Origin of the sequence: Thalassotalea castellviae, assembly GCF_031846185.1 — a bacterium.
In the GTDB taxonomy this organism is placed as follows: Bacteria; Pseudomonadota; Gammaproteobacteria; order Enterobacterales; family Alteromonadaceae; genus Thalassotalea_H; species Thalassotalea_H castellviae.
The window spans coordinates 100,894-119,272 of record NZ_JAVRIF010000003.1 but is presented as its reverse complement, the minus strand read 5'-3'; the positions used below and the strand labels follow the sequence as shown (position 1 = coordinate 119,272).

General features: G+C 38.6%; 14 protein-coding genes. All 14 read right to left on the bottom strand.

Going from position 1 to position 18,379, the window contains the following annotated elements; translation table 11 throughout:
- Nucleotides 1–12: 12 nt before the first annotated feature.
- Nucleotides 13–840, bottom strand: coding sequence for a carbon-nitrogen hydrolase family protein (locus RM573_RS06895; protein WP_311579276.1), 828 nt, complete (start codon nt 838–840; stop codon nt 13–15).
- A complete protein-coding gene (locus RM573_RS06890; RefSeq protein ID WP_311579274.1) occupies nt 833–4,822 on the bottom strand; it encodes a YhdP family protein in 3,990 nt (1,329 codons plus the stop codon). The genes RM573_RS06895 and RM573_RS06890 overlap by 8 nt, the downstream gene beginning before the upstream one ends.
- Nucleotides 4,823–4,916: 94 nt before the next feature.
- On the bottom strand, nt 4,917–6,380 hold the full coding sequence (gene rng / locus RM573_RS06885) for a ribonuclease G (RefSeq protein WP_311579272.1): 1,464 nt from the start codon (nt 6,378–6,380) through the stop codon (nt 4,917–4,919).
- Nucleotides 6,381–6,408: 28 nt separating this feature from the next.
- Nucleotides 6,409–6,993, bottom strand: a complete 585-nt coding sequence (locus RM573_RS06880) for a Maf family protein (RefSeq protein ID WP_311579269.1) — start codon at nt 6,991–6,993, stop codon at nt 6,409–6,411.
- A 1-nt stretch (nt 6,994) separates the two neighbouring features.
- Nucleotides 6,995–7,474 carry a rod shape-determining protein MreD gene (gene mreD, locus RM573_RS06875; RefSeq protein ID WP_311579265.1) on the bottom strand — a complete coding sequence of 160 codons (480 nt, stop codon included), beginning with the start codon at nt 7,472–7,474 and terminating at the stop codon, nt 6,995–6,997.
- Nucleotides 7,461–8,348 (bottom strand): rod shape-determining protein MreC, encoded by an 888-nt coding sequence (gene mreC / locus RM573_RS06870; protein ID WP_311579262.1) that lies wholly within the window; start codon nt 8,346–8,348, stop codon nt 7,461–7,463. Before mreC ends, mreD begins: the two co-directional genes overlap by 14 nt.
- A 175-nt stretch (nt 8,349–8,523) precedes the next feature.
- A complete protein-coding gene (locus RM573_RS06865) occupies nt 8,524–9,567 on the bottom strand; it encodes a rod shape-determining protein (protein ID WP_311579259.1) in 1,044 nt (347 codons plus the stop codon).
- 178 nt (nt 9,568–9,745) lie between these two features.
- Nucleotides 9,746–14,548, bottom strand: a complete 4,803-nt coding sequence (locus RM573_RS06860; RefSeq protein WP_311579256.1) for a LamG-like jellyroll fold domain-containing protein — start codon at nt 14,546–14,548, stop codon at nt 9,746–9,748.
- Between the two features lie 178 nt (nt 14,549–14,726).
- Nucleotides 14,727–15,338 (bottom strand): PEP-CTERM sorting domain-containing protein, encoded by a 612-nt coding sequence (locus RM573_RS06855; RefSeq protein WP_311579253.1) that lies wholly within the window; start codon nt 15,336–15,338, stop codon nt 14,727–14,729.
- Between the two features lie 165 nt (nt 15,339–15,503).
- Nucleotides 15,504–15,917 carry a hypothetical protein gene (locus RM573_RS06850; protein WP_311579250.1) on the bottom strand — a complete coding sequence of 138 codons (414 nt, stop codon included), beginning with the start codon at nt 15,915–15,917 and terminating at the stop codon, nt 15,504–15,506.
- 61 nt (nt 15,918–15,978) lie between these two features.
- Nucleotides 15,979–16,764, bottom strand: coding sequence for a PilW family protein (locus RM573_RS06845; RefSeq protein ID WP_311579247.1), 786 nt, complete (start codon nt 16,762–16,764; stop codon nt 15,979–15,981).
- Nucleotides 16,764–17,333 (bottom strand): type IV pilus modification PilV family protein, encoded by a 570-nt coding sequence (locus RM573_RS06840; RefSeq protein WP_311579245.1) that lies wholly within the window; start codon nt 17,331–17,333, stop codon nt 16,764–16,766. The genes RM573_RS06845 and RM573_RS06840 overlap by 1 nt, the downstream gene beginning before the upstream one ends.
- A complete protein-coding gene (locus RM573_RS06835; RefSeq protein ID WP_311579241.1) occupies nt 17,323–17,841 on the bottom strand; it encodes a prepilin-type N-terminal cleavage/methylation domain-containing protein in 519 nt (172 codons plus the stop codon). The genes RM573_RS06840 and RM573_RS06835 overlap by 11 nt, the downstream gene beginning before the upstream one ends.
- 14 nt (nt 17,842–17,855) lie before the next feature.
- The gene (locus tag RM573_RS06830) at nt 17,856–18,338 is read right to left on the bottom strand and encodes a type II secretion system protein (RefSeq protein ID WP_311579238.1); all 483 of its coding nucleotides are present in this window, start codon (nt 18,336–18,338) and stop codon (nt 17,856–17,858) included.
- Nucleotides 18,339–18,379: the final 41 nt, after the last annotated feature.

Below are 18,379 nucleotides of genomic sequence, written 5' to 3'. Positions count from 1 at the left end.
TATTTCTACTTGTTACTTCAATGCGGTAATAAATCGGTTATGTTCAGCCACCGGTATTGCTGAACGAATTCTAGAGAGTTCGGATAAACAAACATCTACACTTATGGAGCCTTGTCCTTCAGTTTTGCAGGCAAGTATTTCACCCCAAGGACTAATGATCATACTATGTCCCCATGTTTCGCGTCCATTCTCATGGACACCTTGTTGGCCTGCAGCAACGATATACACTTGATTTTCAATCGCTCTTGCCCGTAATAAAGTTTCCCAGTGCGCTTGGCCGGTTACTTTAGTAAAAGCACTAGGTACGGTGATAATTTCAGCTCCAAGCGTTGTTAATTGGCGGTATAATTCAGGGAAACGTAAGTCATAACAAACGGTTAAGCCAACTTTCATTTGATTAACATTGGCAGAAACTAGGGTCTTTCCTGCTTGAGTATAGCGCGATTCAAGATAATTCTTTTCATTATCATCTACCTTAACATCAAACAGATGAATTTTATCGTATTGCGCTATTTGTTCACCTGATGACAAAAAAACACAACTACTATTGGTAAATTTATCAGTATCTGGGTGATATAGTGGGATACTCCCTGCAACCAAATTCACCCTATACTTTTTCGCAAGTGCAGACAACTGATGAATTAACGCATTCTCTTTGTAGGTTGCTTTGGCTAATGCTAGCTGTTCAGCGTCTTTCCCCCCGAAAAACAAACAACATTCAGGCAATACTACGAGGTGGTTGTCGCTAAAAGCTAAATTGGATAAGTGTTGCTCTATAACCGCTAAATTAGCGGCTACATTTGGCATTGAGGTAAGTTGAATTGCTGAGAGTTTAACCACTTTTATTTTCCTGGGTCTTTGGCTTTTGCTCATCCATTAATTTTTGTTCTTGAGAAGGCATATTCAGTTTCTCTTGCTCAGGCGTTGAAATATTTTCGACTATTTGTGGAGGAGAGTCACGGCCAACACTGATATTTTGTGTTTTCCTATCAACCACTTTAAAGCTTGGCTCACTAATTAAACCTGTGACTTCAAAGTTATATTCTGAGACCACTTGAGAGGTGATCACTTCATCAATGGCAATACCTGCTAAAAATGTTACCGGGTTTAAGGTGGCTATCCACGCAATAGCAGGCAAACTTGAAGTGACATTAGGTTTATACGACATCCGATAATCTAACGCTTCATTAATTAAATCGGTATTGCCACTTACTGCTAAGTCTCCTGCAGAGCCTTTTAAAAATGTATTTTTAGTGTAAATAATACCGTCTTGAAGATGAAAATCACCGGTCACTTTGCTGTAAAACATACCGTCACTAAAAATATCTCTAAAATCAAATTTCAGCTTTCTAACTAATGATTGTAAGCTTAAAATTGAAAACGCTCGGGCTTGATCAGGGACCTCTGCTAAGTAGCCTTCATCGAGCTCACCACGAATATCACCATTAACATTTGCTAATGAAAAATCATGTGGGCCGCCAAGCCAATTCAACTTAAAGGATGATTTTAAACCACTATCTTTTACGGTTGAAGAAATCCCCAAACGTTCGAGTTCTCGTTCAATATCTTTTGAGTTTAAATCACCTACCAAGGTTGTTTTAGATGACTCTTGATTGTGCTGCCATTGAGCGTCAAAGGATAATTTATTATCTTTTCTTTGCGAAACAAAGTTATTCACAATAAGTAAATCTTCACTTTGTCTCTCAAGGGTAAAATTAACACTTCCAAGGTTTAAATTACCATAAGAGCAACTTGCACATCTCACTTGTAGCGGAGGAACATTTTTAAAAAACTCGTCGTTCGCATGAAGATCAAATGGTGCTTCTTGCTGATTTTCCTTGATAATTTCAGCGCTGAATTCATTATTGACATTCGTCGGCTCAGACTTAGCAAAGAGCAATTTTTCTGGAGCAAGATGGATAAAATCAGCTTGTATATCAATCCCTTGTGTATGCCAATCAGGATAAAACTTTACTTTCGCTCGAGCTTCTTTACTGGTTAATTCTAATAACCACCAACTTAATTCATCTTCCAAATTAAATGACACACCTTGTATACTTTCATTTAAAAACGTTAATTTGCCAACATTACCTCGAATACGCTGAGGTTTTTCTAATAAAGGAGGCGATGTATCGGTTTCATTAGTAGCAGGTAGGCTGTCAATGATGGAGGTCACGAACGGTTGCCATTGTTCAAAACTCGCTTCAGCTAGTTGGGTGGTAATATGAAAGCCACTCATAGGTAAATACATTTCTTCGTCACCTAAAATGAGGTGAGATTGGGTAAATGAAACCCTTTGATGATTTAAATTACCATAAAAATTTAGATCATCTCCTAGTTTCACATCAATTCTTGATTGATCTTGGTTACCATACACCTTAGCGCTAGCGAGCATTTCATCGTTCAAATTTTTATTATAAGGAGATGGCAGGTTTAACTGAGTTGCCGCTAAATCAGATTGCAGATTAAGTTGATAAGAAAACTGACCATCGTGGAAGTTTTTAATGGCAAGTGCACCTTGCCAATCAACAGAGCCACTGCCGTATGATTTCAATAATTCGGGTAATTGAACTTGCCATTGCTCTTCTAGCCATGAAGCGGTAATACTTATATCCGTTTGATAGAAATCGTCTTTATCATCAGCGTCAACTTCAAGTGTTAAAGGCATATCTCGCCACAATAAATTGAGCTTATTAGTCGCTATTTTTTCATTTTCAAAAGTCAAAATACCGTTCACTTGAGTAAAATTCATTTCAGGTGCTTGTAACGCTATTTTATTTTGATTAAACGCAATTTCGCCTTTCGCGACGGTAGATTCTGGCTCATCTAAAGGTAAAGACAATGAAAACTTGCCAGCAATATTTTCACTGATCACTACTTTTTCAAGCACTGCGCCAACGCTATCATTGAGAGGGCTAGTGATCATTAAATTGGTGATAAGTCCTGGCGAAGTTTCTGCAAATTCGGCTTCAACCGCTAATAAACGATCATTATTTAAGTCGGCTATTTCTGCTTTTACCCCTTTTACGTCAATACCACTTAATAAACCTTCACGGCCAGTGATCATCATACTGTTGTTGGTAAAATTTAAATTGGCATTGAAATGATTAATCGCCGGCCATTCTGAGGCAAATTTAAAAGTCGCACCAACTAATTCAGCATCAACAACAAAAGTGCCTTTTTTATCAGGGTAAGGAAAGTTTTTCAGTGGTCCTTGGATCAAAACTAGCGCTTGTTCAAGCTTACCTTGTTGTAGAGCGCCATTTAAATAATTCACTAAATCATCCCCCATTAATAAATGAGGATAAAATGATTGTGCATATATTGCATTACCGTCAAAAGCGGTGGCTAATAACGATAATTCTATGTCTTTATTTGGCTCTGCAAACACACCTAGTTCAGCATTTAGTTTAATTTCATCCGACTCGAAGGTTAGATTTTCACTCGTCAGTTGCCATGAATTTTCCGCAAATTTTATCGCTAATGTTGATGATAATTGGTCATAAATTATCGGAGTTTTGAAATGCTTATCGAAATTTAACGCCCCATCATTGGCATTGATAGCCACTTGTAAAAGCTGGTCTGAATAAATGAGTTCACCCTTCACATTTTCAATACCAGGGATACCGCCACTATATTGACTGGTATAGTTTGAAAATTCTGCGATGGTCGAGATCTTATCATCCGCAAATTTTAAGAAAATGTTATCAAGCTGACCGATAGGATGTAATTCTTCAATCAACTGACGAGAAGTATGCTCTTCAATAATCAAAGGGAGTAAATCAGCAAGACCGGCTATATCAAGTGTTGAAATATAACCTTGGGTTTCATTATTGACCCGTTTAATCTCGAATCTTAAAGGTGACCATTTGAGTTCATTTGACGTTATTTGAATATCTGACGAAGTGACATGCAGTGCCTCAGGCTTATCAAGGTGTTGAAATAAAATCTGTCCTTGATCAAGGTTAACAGTGCGAATATCTGTCTGTTGCTGCCAAGTGATTTGATTTTCGCCCAATGCCACTTGGAGTGTTTTTGCAATACCTTTATCAATACTCAGCCATGCATTAAAGTTAACTGTAGAGTGGGTATTTTCATTATCAATCGCGAGCACTTGATCAAGCCAAGGCGTAATATTTAAACGATTAGCATCAATATGAATAATCCCTTTCATATCCGAAATATTCTCGCCTTGAATATCTACGTTCACTTGTAAGTTATTTGACGTTAATCCATCCACAATAACACTACCATGTGCCTTGTGCGTTTTTCCTAAATTCAACCAATCAATTTGATTAATCAAGAAGGTTCTTCTGCTATTGTCTTTACGATAAATTACTTGACTATTTTTAACCGAAAAACGACCTATTTGCTTTAAAAACAGTTCAGATACACTATTGATTAACGCCGTATTTTGCTGACTATTAGCATTATCCGCTAACATTTTTTCATCAAATAACACTTTAACGCCATCTAAGGTAAAGTCTTTGGTGATCAAACGTCTAAATCGAATGCTTTTCCAGAAATCAATATTTATATCAAATGCTTGAATGAAAACTTCTGAGCCTTCTGTCTGCAAAAGGCTAACATTTTCGGCTTGTAAAGTCGGTCCTGTACTTTGCCAGCCCATATTTAATGAACCAATGACAATATCACTTTGATAGGTTGTATTTATGTAGTCTTGAAGATCTTGGCGGTAATTGTGTGCGTAGGGCAAAAATAAACGCAAAGCGCTGATCAACACAGCAAATATTACCAAAAAGATGGCAATGCATTTGTATGTTCGATTTAACCAACGATTTGATACTTTCGATATACCCATAAATTCTATATTCTTCTCGACACTTGTCTGACTATCTGCTTTGTGGGGCGATTACGTTTTATTGGTAAATGCGTGTGACTCCTCCTTGAGCAATTTACATCATTACCACATCAAACTGTTCTTGATTATACATGATTTCTGTTTGAATTTTTATTTGCTTACCAATAAAAACCTCAAGTTCAGCAAGGTTATGATACTCATCATTTAGTAACGATTCACTGACAGCTGACGCTGCGTAAACAATAAACTTGTCTGCGTCATAAGCACGATTTACTCTGACAATTTCACGTAAAATTTCAAAACACACCGTTTCAACAGTTTTTAAATGACCTCTGCCTTGGCAAACTGAACACTCGCCGCATAAAATGTGTTCTAAGCTTTCACGGGTGCGTTTTCGAGTCATTTCGACTAAACCTAACGCAGAAAAACCACTGATACTATATTTGACTTTATCTTTGCTCATAGCTACGTCAAGGCTGTGATGAACGCGTTTTTGATGGTCGGCATTCATCATATCGATAAAATCAACAATGATAATTCCGCCTAAATTGCGCAGCCTTAACTGTCTTGCAATGGCCTGTGTCGCTTCTATGTTGGTATTAAAAATAGTTTCTTCTAGGTTACGATGACCAACGAAAGCTCCTGTATTAATATCTATCGTAGTCATAGCTTCGGTTTGATCGATAATTAAATAGCCACCAGATTTAAGTTCAATTTTACGATGTAAAGCTCGTTGAATTTCGTTTTCAACATCAAACAAATCAAAAATGGGTCTTTCACCGGGATAATATTCAAGCACTTTTGTGAGTTCAGGTACAAACTCTTGAGTAAATTCCCCCAATTGATCAAACGTAAGTTTAGAATCAACGCGAATCCGTTCTAATGAAATACCAACAAAATCGCGCAACACGCGAAAAGTTAATGATAGATCTTGATAAATAGCGGTTTGAGTTTGCTTTCTGGCTTTTCTTTCTAAAACTTTTATCCAAACTCGGCGTAAAAATTCTGCATCATGCCGTAATTCTTCGTCTCCCGCTCCCTCTGCGGCGGTACGAACAATAAATCCATGTTCCTCACCACAATATGGCAGCACGATATCTCTGAGTCTTTTTCTTTCTTCAACTTCTTCAATACGCTGAGAAATACCAACATGACTAGAATTTGGCATCAATACTAAATAACGAGCAGCAACTGTGATATCCGTCGTTAAACGTGCTCCTTTGGTTCCTAAAGGGTCTTTAACTACTTGTACGACAATGTGTTGCCCTTCGTGAACTAAGCTTCGAATATCAGGAACTTGATCACTTTGCTCATCTTCTTTGAGGATCAATTTAGAGTTAATATCTGAAGCATGTAAAAAAGCGGCTTTATCTAAATTAATATCAACAAAGGCCGCCTGCATTCCTGGCAACACTCGAATAACTTTACCGAGATAAATATTACCGACTAAACCTCGTTTTGCTTCACGTTCAACATGAACCTCTTGTAATACACCGTTTTCGATTAACGCGACACGTGTTTCACTTGGTGTAACATTAACGAGTAACTCACCACTCATGTTTGATCCTTTTATTCAAAACTGTACGTTAACTACTATGGACAGGCGTTGGACAAGAAAATTCAGCTAATAATTGAGCTGTTTCATATAAGGGTAGACCTACAACGGCAGAATAACTGCCACAAATGTGTTTCACAAATTGTCCGGCGATACCCTGAATACCATAAGATCCTGCTTTATCTTGCGGCTCACCTGTGTGCCAATAGTTGATGATTTCTTGTGTGGTTAACGTTTTAAACGTAACATCAGTACAAACTACCACAGCTTTACTGAACTGTCCCTGAACAACAGCAATTGCCGTTAACACTTGATGGGTATTACCTGACAACCTAGTTAAATGATCAGTCGCTTGCGCTAGGTTTTCAGGTTTACCCAAAATACAATTTTGATAAACAACGCAAGTATCAGATCCTAAAACCAACGTAGTCTCCGCCTGTTCTTTTGCGATACACGCAGACTTTTCCAACGCTAAACGCTCTACATATTCTTTGGGAGATTCATGTAATTGTACCGTTTCATCAATATCAGCAGGACAGCAAGTAAACTGGTAGCCTAATTGCGCTAATAACTCACGACGACGGGGAGATTGAGATGCTAAAATAAGTTTTTTCATATTACTTAATTTGAAAATGACGACGAACTTTTCGCAACAATAAAAATACCCATGGCCATAAAACAATAGAGGTAAAGACCGGATATAAATAACTAGGAAGAAAAACGACATCGGTTAAAAAACGTTGAAACCAAAAAACCAATAAATGATACAGAGCAGAGATCACTCCTACAATTAAGGCTTGTTGCCAAACTGAAAAGTTTCTAATTTTTTGAAAATTACCCGCAACAATATACACAGACAAAGCCATAGCAGCTGCATGAAGCCCAAGTACTGAGCCTAATAATACATCTAATAAAAACCCCATTACCCAAGCAGTAATAACGTTGACTCGAGTTGGTAAAGCTAAACACCAATAAAGCAAAACAACCAGCACCCAGTCAGGTCGAAAGGCATCCACACTTAACGGCATAGGCATAATGCTCGCCATCAAGGCAACTAATAAGGTGAAAATAATGATAATGCCATTATGTGCCAACATCGTCACCCTCACTTATTGCTGCTAAATCATCTTTGGAGGAGAAAATATTCGTCGGTTTTTCTGGCCATAATAACAATAAATAACGCAATCGGTTTATCTGCGCGACGGGCTCACTTTGCACTTGCGCAAACGGGCGAGTTTCATCTTGTCTGACGGCTGAAACGCGCGCTACTGGATATCCCTCAGGATATTTACCGCCTAATCCAGAGGTTACTAATAAATCGCCCACTTTAACATCGGTACTATGAGGCACAAAATTATGGGTTAATAAATCTATGGTTCCTGTCCCGCTGGCCACTAGTCGAATACCGTTTCGACTAATACGAACCGGCACGGCATGCGTAACATCGGTAATCAATAAAACACGACTCGAAATTGTGCCTACGTGTAATACTTGGCCAACAATCCCTTGGTCATCTATCACAGCTTGACCTTCAAAAACGCCTTGGTTAGCGCCACGATTTATCACAACTTGATGAGAATATGGATCACTATCCACAGATAAAATTTCTGCCACCATCTTTTTTGCATCAGCCCTAACCGGTGATGCGAGCAATGAACGCAAACGATCATTTTCTTTTTTAAGCATATTCAGTTGCATTAATTGCTCTTGATAGCGCAATTCGTTGGTTTTAAATTCTTGATTTTCAGCAATGAGTTGACGGCGGGTAACAATATTTTCCACGCTCCAATCAATTAATTGCTTTGGTGTAGTGGCAAGGTATTGCAAAGGACTCACCATAGATTGAAGATAACCACGAACCGATTCGAAACTATTGACTTTATGATCAAAAAAAATCAACAAAGCAGAACAAAACAGCACCAGAACGAGTCGGTGCTGTGGGGATGGACCATGTTTAAAAATTGGATTCATAAATTAATGCTACAAGCCAATAGATTTTCCAAATAAACAAAATTATACATAATTTGCGCTATTTTATTCGACGCTAATGGCTTTCAATTCAAGGAAAAAGCACGGAGTTGACGTTAGTCAATGAGTACTTTTGAAGTAGAAATGAAAGCCAGTAGCAAAGAAGAAATCAGTGCATTTATTCGTAAGAAAAAAGATCGCCACCATGCATATCGATCATCTCTAATGCTTTACCGCCACCTCGTGCTACACATGTAAGCGGATCATCTGCAACCACCACAGGAATACCGGTTTCTTCCATCAATAATCGATCTAAATCTTTCAATAATGCGCCACCACCAGTTAACACCATGCCACGCTCTGAAATGTCTGAGGCTAATTCTGGCGGTGATTGCTCTAACGCCACCATAATTGCACTAACAATACCGGTTAAAGGCTCTTGCAAGGCTTCTAGTATTTCATTACTGTTCAATGTAAAGCTACGCGGCACACCTTCGGCTAGGTTACGACCACGCACTTCAATTTCGATTAATTCTTCACCTGGGTAAGCCGAGCCTATTTCATGCTTGATACGTTCAGCGGTCGCTTCACCAATTAAACTACCAAAGTTACGACGGACATAATTGATAATCGCATCATCGAACTTATCACCACCAATACGTACTGAAGAAGAATAGACCACACCGTTAAGTGAGATAATCCCCACTTCTGTTGTACCACCACCAATATCAACAACCATTGAACCTGTTGCTTCTGAAACAGGCATGCCAGCACCAATCGCCGCTGCCATAGGTTCGTCAATCAAATAAACTTCACGAGCCCCCGCTCCTAAGGCTGATTCACGAATCGCTCGACGTTCAACTTGCGTAGAACCACAAGGCACACATACCAAGACACGTGGACTTGGGCGTAAAAAGTTATTGCTATGCACTTGTTTAATAAAATACTGCAACATTTTTTCAGTGACGAAAAAGTTAGCAATAACCCCATCTTTCATCGGACGAATTGCTTCAATATTTCCCGGTGTACGGCCTAACATTTGTTTTGCTGCTGCACCGACTGCGGCAACACTTTTTGAGCCACCGGATCTGTCTTGACGAATGGCGACTACTGAAGGCTCATTTAAAACTATGCCCTGATCTTTAACATAAATAAGGGTATTTGCTGTTCCTAAATCAATTGATAAATCGTTAGAAAACATGCCACGTAATTTTTTAAACATATGATCTCTATGTCCTTGCTATCTCACTAGTGTCAATCTGCACTAGCGTAATGAAGTTATTTTTATAATTGCTGCTCATCATACCCCAGACTTCAGTCGATGTGATGCATGATTTTGCAAAAAACAGTAGTTTTTTTACTTTTTTTTCAGCAAATAGCTAAAAAAGGATAAATTCAGTTTAATTTCCCACTTCTCGCCAAGAAATAATGCGATCATTGCCGCGGAATAAACCAAACGTAATTGTACCAGTAGGGTTATCATCAAAGGTGCCATCTTGATTTTGCCAATCGTACTTTAACCATGTAGGCACTGCATATTCAAATGCTAGAGAGCCACGTGGATTAGTTACACCATTATCAGGAATCGTGAAGATAAATTGTTGATACTCCCCTTGAACAAATGGCGAAAGCGGAGCCGGTATAGTGACAGCAGTATCACTTGGAGTAATTGGTTCACCATCTGTTGTGTCTAATAATCGATATTGCCAATCAACCAATGGATCGTAGAAACTACCTGATGTTACTTTACCTGCGTATTGTGGAATAAGGCAGCTTTCATCGCTGTTGGTTTCAAAAGCGGTCCCATTCCATTGTTGTGCGGTCATCGCTACCGGTAAGTTTTCTGTTTCTGGACCATAGGCATTCTCAATGTTCCAACGACCAAAACGAACATTAACCGTATTTGACTGAGCAAGACTAAAACTAGGATTCACAAAATAATCTGTCGAACCATCAGAAGGTTTTAAGCTGATATTGTCGTTATCAATAATCGAAGTTATTGGAATCTCAAAAGATGCGTCAAAAGGTGCTACTTTACTCGCTGCATTTCGGGTGTATGTAAAATGGTGTTGGTCAGATAATTCATACTCTACTGAGCCTTTAGCAATTGCAGTATTGTCAATAGAATCGGTTATACTGCCATCCATAGAAACCACACCCGTCAAAGGCAATGTATTGGCATGAGTTGAACTAACAACACCGAATGTAACATCATCATTGGCTAATTTAACAAAAGCACCTCGATAATTTTCTGTCGGAAGATTCGCGGCATTATAGGCGGTAACCGTCAAAGTAGGTCGTAATAAATCATAACGAATACTTCCAATACCCGCGGTTGTTTGTCCGCTATATACCCAATCCTCGCTGTTACAACTTGTGTCATGATTAGCAATTAAGCTACCAGCGTGACCTACTTCTATCGTTTGCCTAAAGTGATGAGGAGTGAAGCGTCCAATATCAATATCTTGCGCTTCAACAACTAAGTTTTCTCCCCCATAATTAAAATCTTGCACATCGACATTAATCACGCCTACCTCGTTATATTGCGCATTAGCAAACGTTGAAATGCCATACGAGTTACTATAAAAATCTTCCAAGGTTGCATTGGAAAATCCTCCACTTGCAGTAGAACGAGATTGACCATTTGCATAACTAAATACGCCTTCAACACTTCCAGCAACATTCGGTAACACCCGCGTTACTTTTAATTGTAGCTGGCCATCACTCTGACGATAATTCTGAGTTATACCATCTTGGCTGTTATAAGCAGTCACGGTGAAAGCGAAGTTATCACCTGCTTTGTGAGTTGTCGTTGAGTTAGCAGTACAACCGCCGACTTCATCCTTACATGAAGTCGCATCAATTTGAAAATAGCTCGGCCTGACCCAAAACGATAGTGAACTTCCCTCTAAATTAATATTTGAATCACTATAACTGGCGTGTAATTGGATTTGACCCGCATCTAAATATCGAGGTGAAGGGATAGTTGCGATGCTATCACTACCAAAGTTTAAAGTGACACTCGTTGAGGGACTCGAACCTTTAACTATAGGAAGCCCATTAATTTCAAAATTATTCCCCGGATTAGTATTGTCAGGCGTGATGTTCTCCTGAGAAAAATCAACATCAACATTGCCAGTAAATATCCCTTCACATTCTCCAGTTGTTGTATTGGTTTTTACTGCTTTAATTTCTAACGTATTAAATGTATTCCCTGAAATCTGGTTATCAATCACATTAGCTGCATTGCCACCATTTAAGAAAACAAACTCCGCATCAGCAAACACTAAATTACAGCTGCCGGCACTGTTATCGTTACACACGGTTGCACTTTCAGGGGCTATAGTTGGATTCGCCAGTGAAAGCACTACGGTTTCTGGCGTGGTATACGCAATATTAGTGGTGGTTGAACCGGTAAATGTCAGGTTATTAGTGATCACTGAACTACCGGTAGCGACCACATCTAGCGTTACCGTATCACTACTTAAGACACAGGTACCGTCATATATATTAGTACAGGCTTTTACTGTAATCGTTTCAGGTTCACACGTTAGGCCGTTGCCATCATGAATGATTTGATAATGATTAACCGATGGCAACGGGCAAGGATGCGTTTCGGCATAAATATCAGCTATTTCTCCTGGTGATAATGCACCTTGATAAACTCTCACTTCATCCATGTTTCCGGTAAAGCGATTATTAGTCTCTCCTGAGTCTGTTTCACCACCGATTGTTGCAGGGCCGATATCAACGCCCCAATTCCCTGTATAGGTATTACGAGTACTGCCACCGGTGATCGTTTGCGCAACACCATTAATATAAATTTGTCGTGTTTTCGCAATACTATCGTGTACTGCTGTGACAAAGGTCCAAGTATTTGGCGAAATAGAACTAACTGTGTCAACACTAACAGGATTTACCCCTCGAGAATAAAACCTTAATTTACCATTACCAGGATCACCTAAACTAAATCCGAAACCATTACTGTTGTTTTCATCGTCAATAAAAATCCTAGAGCCAGAGTTCACATTACTTGGGTTAATCCACGCCGTAATCGTAAAACTTTCTTGCAAATTATCAAAACTGTTGTCTAATTCAATATAGTCATCAATTCCATCAAAAGTACCGTAAGCACAAGTTCCTGGGTTACCTGATATTGCAGGACTATCGTTAGCAGTAACAGGCCCATTAATAGCGGTCGCATTAACGTTTCCTGTTTGGTCAATAACTTCATTGGCATTCCCAGACCATGTAGACTCTTCCATTTGGTAATGTGCTAATAATGAAGTAACCGGACATGTTCTATTTGCGCCATCGTACCCAAAGCCACCTTGGTAATTATCGTAAATCTCGGTTATTTGAGCTTGATTAATTACACCATCAAAGATGACTAACTCGTCTAAAAAACCGTTCCATGATTGATTTGAATCGAAATTTCCACCAACGCTGTCTTGTTCTTGCCCAAGAACTAAACTATCAATATTAAGCGCTGAAGAAGAAAGAGCTCTACAGCCTTGCAAAGCTTTATCAATATATAAACAGTTTTGTGAGCCAGAACGAGTCCACACTAAATGATGCCAATTATTATCAGCGATTGAACTTATTGAGACACTGCCATTACTAGAATCTTTTAGAAATGGCGAAAACTTGGTATGTGAAGTAAACCACATAATTAAGTCATTAACACTTCCTGGACTTGCTCCCGACATTATACTTTGTGGCCCTGTTTTTTGTGTTTTTGCCCAAACAGAAATTGAAAAATTATTTTGACCGTTTAAGACAGAATTATCTAATGTAATATAATCAGAAATACCTGTTGATGATAAATCGGCAGCATTACATAGGAAACCATCATCAGGTTGTATATTTGAGGTTACGCCATGAAATTCACCTATACTGTCAAGTACTTCATTAGGGTATTCATAGTAACTCGTTTCATCAAATCGGTATTCAGCAATAGGGGTGGGCTCAGGAACTGGAGGACAAGTTCGTGCAGTGCCGTCATAACCTAAACCTGCATTTTGATTTGTATAAATTTGGCTTATCTCACTAGCGCTAATCGCACTATCAAAAACCAATAATTCATCAATTTTTCCTTCCCATCCTTGAGAAGAAGAAAAACCTCCGCCAATGCTGTCTTGTTCTTGCCCTAAAATTAAGCTTTGAATGTTCAGTGCAGAAGTAGTCAGCGTATTACAACCTTGCATGACGTTATCGCGATATAAGCAGTTTTGGTTTCCTGAGCGAGTCCACACTAAATGATGCCAATCATAATCCGCAATAGACGTTGTAGGTATGGAGCCATTATAACTACCTTTTAAATAAGGTCGGAAATTTGCGCTGTTAATAAACCAAAAAATTAACTCATTACTACTACCTGATCCTGCACCCGACAATATGCTCTGATTAGAAGTTTTTGCGGTTTGCGCCCATAATGAAACGGTAAAGTCTGTTTTACCATGTAAAATATTTTCATCGAGGATCAAATAATCTGAAGTGCCCGTTGCAGATAAATCAGCGGCATTACACACTTTTCCTTGTGATGGTTGAGTTGAAAGAGCACGGCCATGCATACCACTTATGCTATCGATGACTTCATTCGTTGAACCGTCGTAACTTGTTTCATCAAAACGATATTCTGTACTCGCCTGTACCGCCCCTTCACACATTCCATTAAAATCGGCATTTTTGATATAACTTTCATCATAATTAAAATTAGCCGAGCCACTAGCAGACCCCACCGAAGCTAACGCACCATTAAAAGTACCATTATTGACCGTTAATGACCCTTTTACGTAGATGATGGCGTTAATTAGCGTATTACTGCCACTAATTGATAAGCTACCATCAACAACAATAATTAAATCTTGCGGGTTGCCACTTTCATTTATCCGTACGTTTTGCCAAGAAACAGAGCCACGAAAAAACAAGCGTGCAGACGTTTCTCCCCCTGAAATTGGACCAACATAAATTTGGCCATTATTCCCAACTGTAGAACCTAAATAATAATTATCGCCACGAGTAAGCGTGGTGCCATCGGTTAGATATGCTCCAGAATTATTAGTCGGAAAATTACTTAATTGCTCGCTAGAAGTATTGGCTTGGTTATAGTAATCAGGGAAAACAGACAAACATTCAGAAGCATCAACAGATGCATGAAAGAAGATAATAAGAAAACAAAAAGTAAAATAACGTGCAAGCATTTAAAGCGGCCCAAGCGTCAAACATATTTATAACTATACGCTAAAGTTACTCTTAACCCTATATTTTCACAAGTAACGACTTGTATTTATGTAGATATTTCTATTTTTATGGTGACTAAAAAAGAAAAAGCCTTGCATCCTGCAAGGCTAAATTTCATGAAACTAGCTATAAAATTTATTATTTTATGAATCGGGCTCTTAACGACAAAGCAATTAACGCAAATGAAAAAATTAATAAAGTCGCCGGCTCTGGTACTTGAGTTGAAATTGCATCTGGGCGCTTAGAAGCTTCGCGAACATAAAACGTATCAGCGAAATCAAAACCAATTCCATTGAATGCACTACTAATAAATCCAGAAGCAAAATCAGAAGTTGTCACCGCATCAGGAGTGGCAATACTTGAAGATAATCCAGTGAAACCTGTATTCCAATATTTGACTGCTTCAATATATTCGCCAGTCTCTTCATTAAAAAAGGCTTCAACCCCTAAATCACGTAACAATTGTAATTGCCAATCTTGTGCTTCTTGCCAGTTTAACTGGAAGTCTGCCGTTAGTAAGCGATTATCATAAAGGTGATCACCATCACTATCCCAAAATTCAGTGTTAACAGGCGATGCCCATACGTAGTCCCAATCACCAATATTAATAAAATTAATATCGAGTAAATCAGACGTTAGCTTATCTTCAGTATAGTCACCTGAATAATCAACAAAAAGAATAGACGCATTTGACGCGTTTGAAACAAACAATGAAAGTGCAAATAAAACGCTAATAGCAAACTTAAACATTAAAAAACCTCGTATTAATGATTAGACAACTTTACAATTGCTCATAGTAATGCAACTAGTGAGCCAACATCAAAAACAGCATGAAATTCAATTACTTATAAAAACAACTTTTTTCCATAATAAACAAAGTGTAAAATGTTTTTACACTTTTTTGTTAAATAACAGTTACAAAGAACGTGCTTGCACCTCTAATGTTCTTGAAGTTATAACACCGGCAACTTCGCATTGCCCAGTGCTCGTTATAGTATAATACCGTGTACCTAATATCTCTCCTTCATCATTACAGCTGATAGGCGCATTAACCTGGCAATGTTCTAAACCAGCATGACTACTTATGTCAGGAGGGTTGTTTGACACGGCCGCGCAAGTTAATTGGTTAGTATTATCAAGTGGAAATAATTGCTGTAATTGCCACTGTAGGCCAATTTGTGCCGCATTATAAGCGCGTGTGCCTAACACTTCATAAACAATACTGTCTGAACTTGAGCGTATCATTTTCACTAATGCTGCACCTAACATTGAAATTATCACGATAACAAAGATTGCGATCACCAGTGAGCTACCACTTTGCTTGTGCAATTTAATAACCTTGCTTCGCTTGTTGAACGACTTATTGAGAGAATCTTTAGTATTAGATACATCAAGGAACATTCGGCACCTGTATTTCGTTATTAAACGTGACTTGTTCACCGCTCTCTTCGCCGTTCACACCAAAGAGTAATCGTATTTGAATAGTGGCGTTTCTTGTTTGGCTGGCTTCCGTTAGCTTAAATGCTGCGACATTATTAGCATTATAGTAATTTAGAATATCATCTGCCATTAATGAACTATTGCCATCGGAGGTTCGAATAAGTTGCGTACCAACCACACAATAACTGACTTCATTTCCATAGAAAAATATTCTTTGGGTTGGAGAGTCAGTGGCAAAAGTAACCGGTGAAGAGAAACTTAACTCCCACGGCGTCAGAGTCTTATCAATAGGTAAGTTAAACGCATGGAATTTAGTATTAGCGGAAGGGGTAAAATCTGACGCCATCAAAGGATAAACGATCACATGGTTAGCCAAAGCAATATCACTATCATCAAATGGTATTATAGTGATTGTATTGCTGTTTGCCTCTGGTGATACAGGTATGTCGTTATATATAGTACTAGCAATGGTTGGAAAAAATGACAAACAATTGCCGCTAGCATTATCAACTTTAGCGCTATTAGGTACTGCATGGCGAACTTCACGATTTAGACGCTCAATAGCAAATCGTGCCGATGACACCAATTGGTCACGAGCACTCGTTTCGGTAAAAATTCGACTACCAAACTGTAAAAAATTACTCATTCCAACGGCAAGTATACCGAGAATAACAATAACGGTAACTAATTCTACAAGTGTAAAGCCTGATTGCTTTTTAGCGATTGGTCGACTCATCAGAAATTTGCTCGATACGTGGAAAAAACAATATCAAAACCTGTTGGTGTTTTAACTGTTACGGTGATCAATTTAGCAATATTGGTTGTTGCATCACATTGGCCATTATAATCACCATCGTTACATACAGTCACATCGACGCTATAACCGATATATAAGGCATCAAGAGAATGATCATTCAATGAGTTTTCAATATCATTTCCATGGTTGATCTCATTATAATCATCAACGTCATCATAGGTCCCTCTGGTTTCACCTTCCGATCCCATAATAGTGCTACAAGCAGGGGCTGAAGTTTCACCACATCGAATGAGTCCACCCGTCTTATCTGAGTTCTCATCAAAGGCTTTTTGTTGGATCTCGTTGAGCATCGACTGGCCGAGTTCAGCCGCTTTAATTTGATGAAGTTGATCAGCACTTTGTTCTGTCATCGGATAAATTAACGTGATTAATACTGAAAAGGCTATCGATAAAACCACAATACCAATAACCGTTTCTATTAAAGTAAAACCTGAAACCAAGGAATTACGATAACTGCACATGTTAAAACGAGCCAAATTAGGACGCATGAATGTATCCTTCTGGTTCAATGGTAATGGTTAACGTTTCTTCACCTTCAATATAAATTTCACAAGGCGCAGCACAGTCAACAGGACGGCCCATTTGATCAAAAGAAAATACTCCAGTATCGCTATAAGTAAAAGTCACCGTATGATCAGCATCTACTTCAACACTTGTAGTTTCACCAGCTTGCGCATCTTGCCATAAGTTTGTATCACAGTTATTTGCCTTATCGGTATCGGTTTTAAGTAAACCAATTATTTTATTATCATTCGATATTTTTATTTGTCGGCAAATGGCCGTATCAACGGTTTGCTGCATTGCTCTAAGCTGAATATTACGCAATGTTGATATAACTTCGGTACGATATGCGTATGCTTCAAAACCATTAGTGGAAAACATTCTTGGTACTATCGTTGCCGATAAAATACCTAAAATAATGATAGTCACAAGTAATTCAATCAAGGTAAAACCAGATGATTTTATCTGCTTACTGGGAACGATTTTAGGTCTCATACAAGTACCTTGATTTAGTTACACTTGTTAACGCCAATGATAGGTTTAGTATTGGCACCTGTAGAACGAGTGTAATGAACTATGCAGGCATCACTCGTTGAAGTAGGTACGGGATCACCTGTTCGATAAACATACACTCTGGTTGAGTCGGTTGACTTTTGCATACTAAAGGCATCAGTGTCGTAATCTATTAATTTTTTCCACTCTGTATCTGTGCCTAATGGATAACCATAATGAGTATAAACAGTAACCCCGCCAGCAATAGTTATTGAAGGTAATGCCGGGAAAGAACTTGGCTCGTTATGAATGCCTTTAACTATCGCTTTACCGTAAACCAGAGCAGATGCACCTTCCATAGACGCTTTCACAGCCTGTAATGTGGCGGTGTGTGCATCGGCTTCTAAATTAATAAATTTCGGCGCGGCCGTTGCGGCAAGAATGCCTAGAATGACAATGACAACTATTAACTCGATTAGCGTAAAACCTTTACTTTTCATCTACAAATCACTTTAAAATACATTAAAAAAGGAGAGCAATG

Bases quoted from the DNA above. Each gene is read 5' to 3' on its own strand.
- RM573_RS06835 (WP_311579241.1), bottom strand. From the start codon at position 17,841: ATGAGACCTAAAATCGTTCCCAGTAAGCAGATAAAATCATCTGGTTTT.
- mreC (WP_311579262.1), bottom strand. From the start codon at position 8,348: ATGAATCCAATTTTTAAACATGGTCCATCCCCACAGCACCGACTCGTT.
- RM573_RS06845 (WP_311579247.1), bottom strand. From the start codon at position 16,764: ATGAGTCGACCAATCGCTAAAAAGCAATCAGGCTTTACACTTGTAGAA.
- RM573_RS06855 (WP_311579253.1), bottom strand. From the start codon at position 15,338: ATGTTTAAGTTTGCTATTAGCGTTTTATTTGCACTTTCATTGTTTGTT.
- RM573_RS06890 (WP_311579274.1), bottom strand. From the start codon at position 4,822: ATGGGTATATCGAAAGTATCAAATCGTTGGTTAAATCGAACATACAAA.
- RM573_RS06880 (WP_311579269.1), bottom strand. From the start codon at position 6,993: ATGAAAAAACTTATTTTAGCATCTCAATCTCCCCGTCGTCGTGAGTTA.
- RM573_RS06840 (WP_311579245.1), bottom strand. From the start codon at position 17,333: ATGCGTCCTAATTTGGCTCGTTTTAACATGTGCAGTTATCGTAATTCC.
- RM573_RS06860 (WP_311579256.1), bottom strand. From the start codon at position 14,548: ATGCTTGCACGTTATTTTACTTTTTGTTTTCTTATTATCTTCTTTCAT.
- RM573_RS06865 (WP_311579259.1), bottom strand. From the start codon at position 9,567: ATGTTTAAAAAATTACGTGGCATGTTTTCTAACGATTTATCAATTGAT.
- rng (WP_311579272.1), bottom strand. From the start codon at position 6,380: ATGAGTGGTGAGTTACTCGTTAATGTTACACCAAGTGAAACACGTGTC.
- RM573_RS06830 (WP_311579238.1), bottom strand. From the start codon at position 18,338: ATGAAAAGTAAAGGTTTTACGCTAATCGAGTTAATAGTTGTCATTGTC.
- mreD (WP_311579265.1), bottom strand. From the start codon at position 7,474: ATGTTGGCACATAATGGCATTATCATTATTTTCACCTTATTAGTTGCC.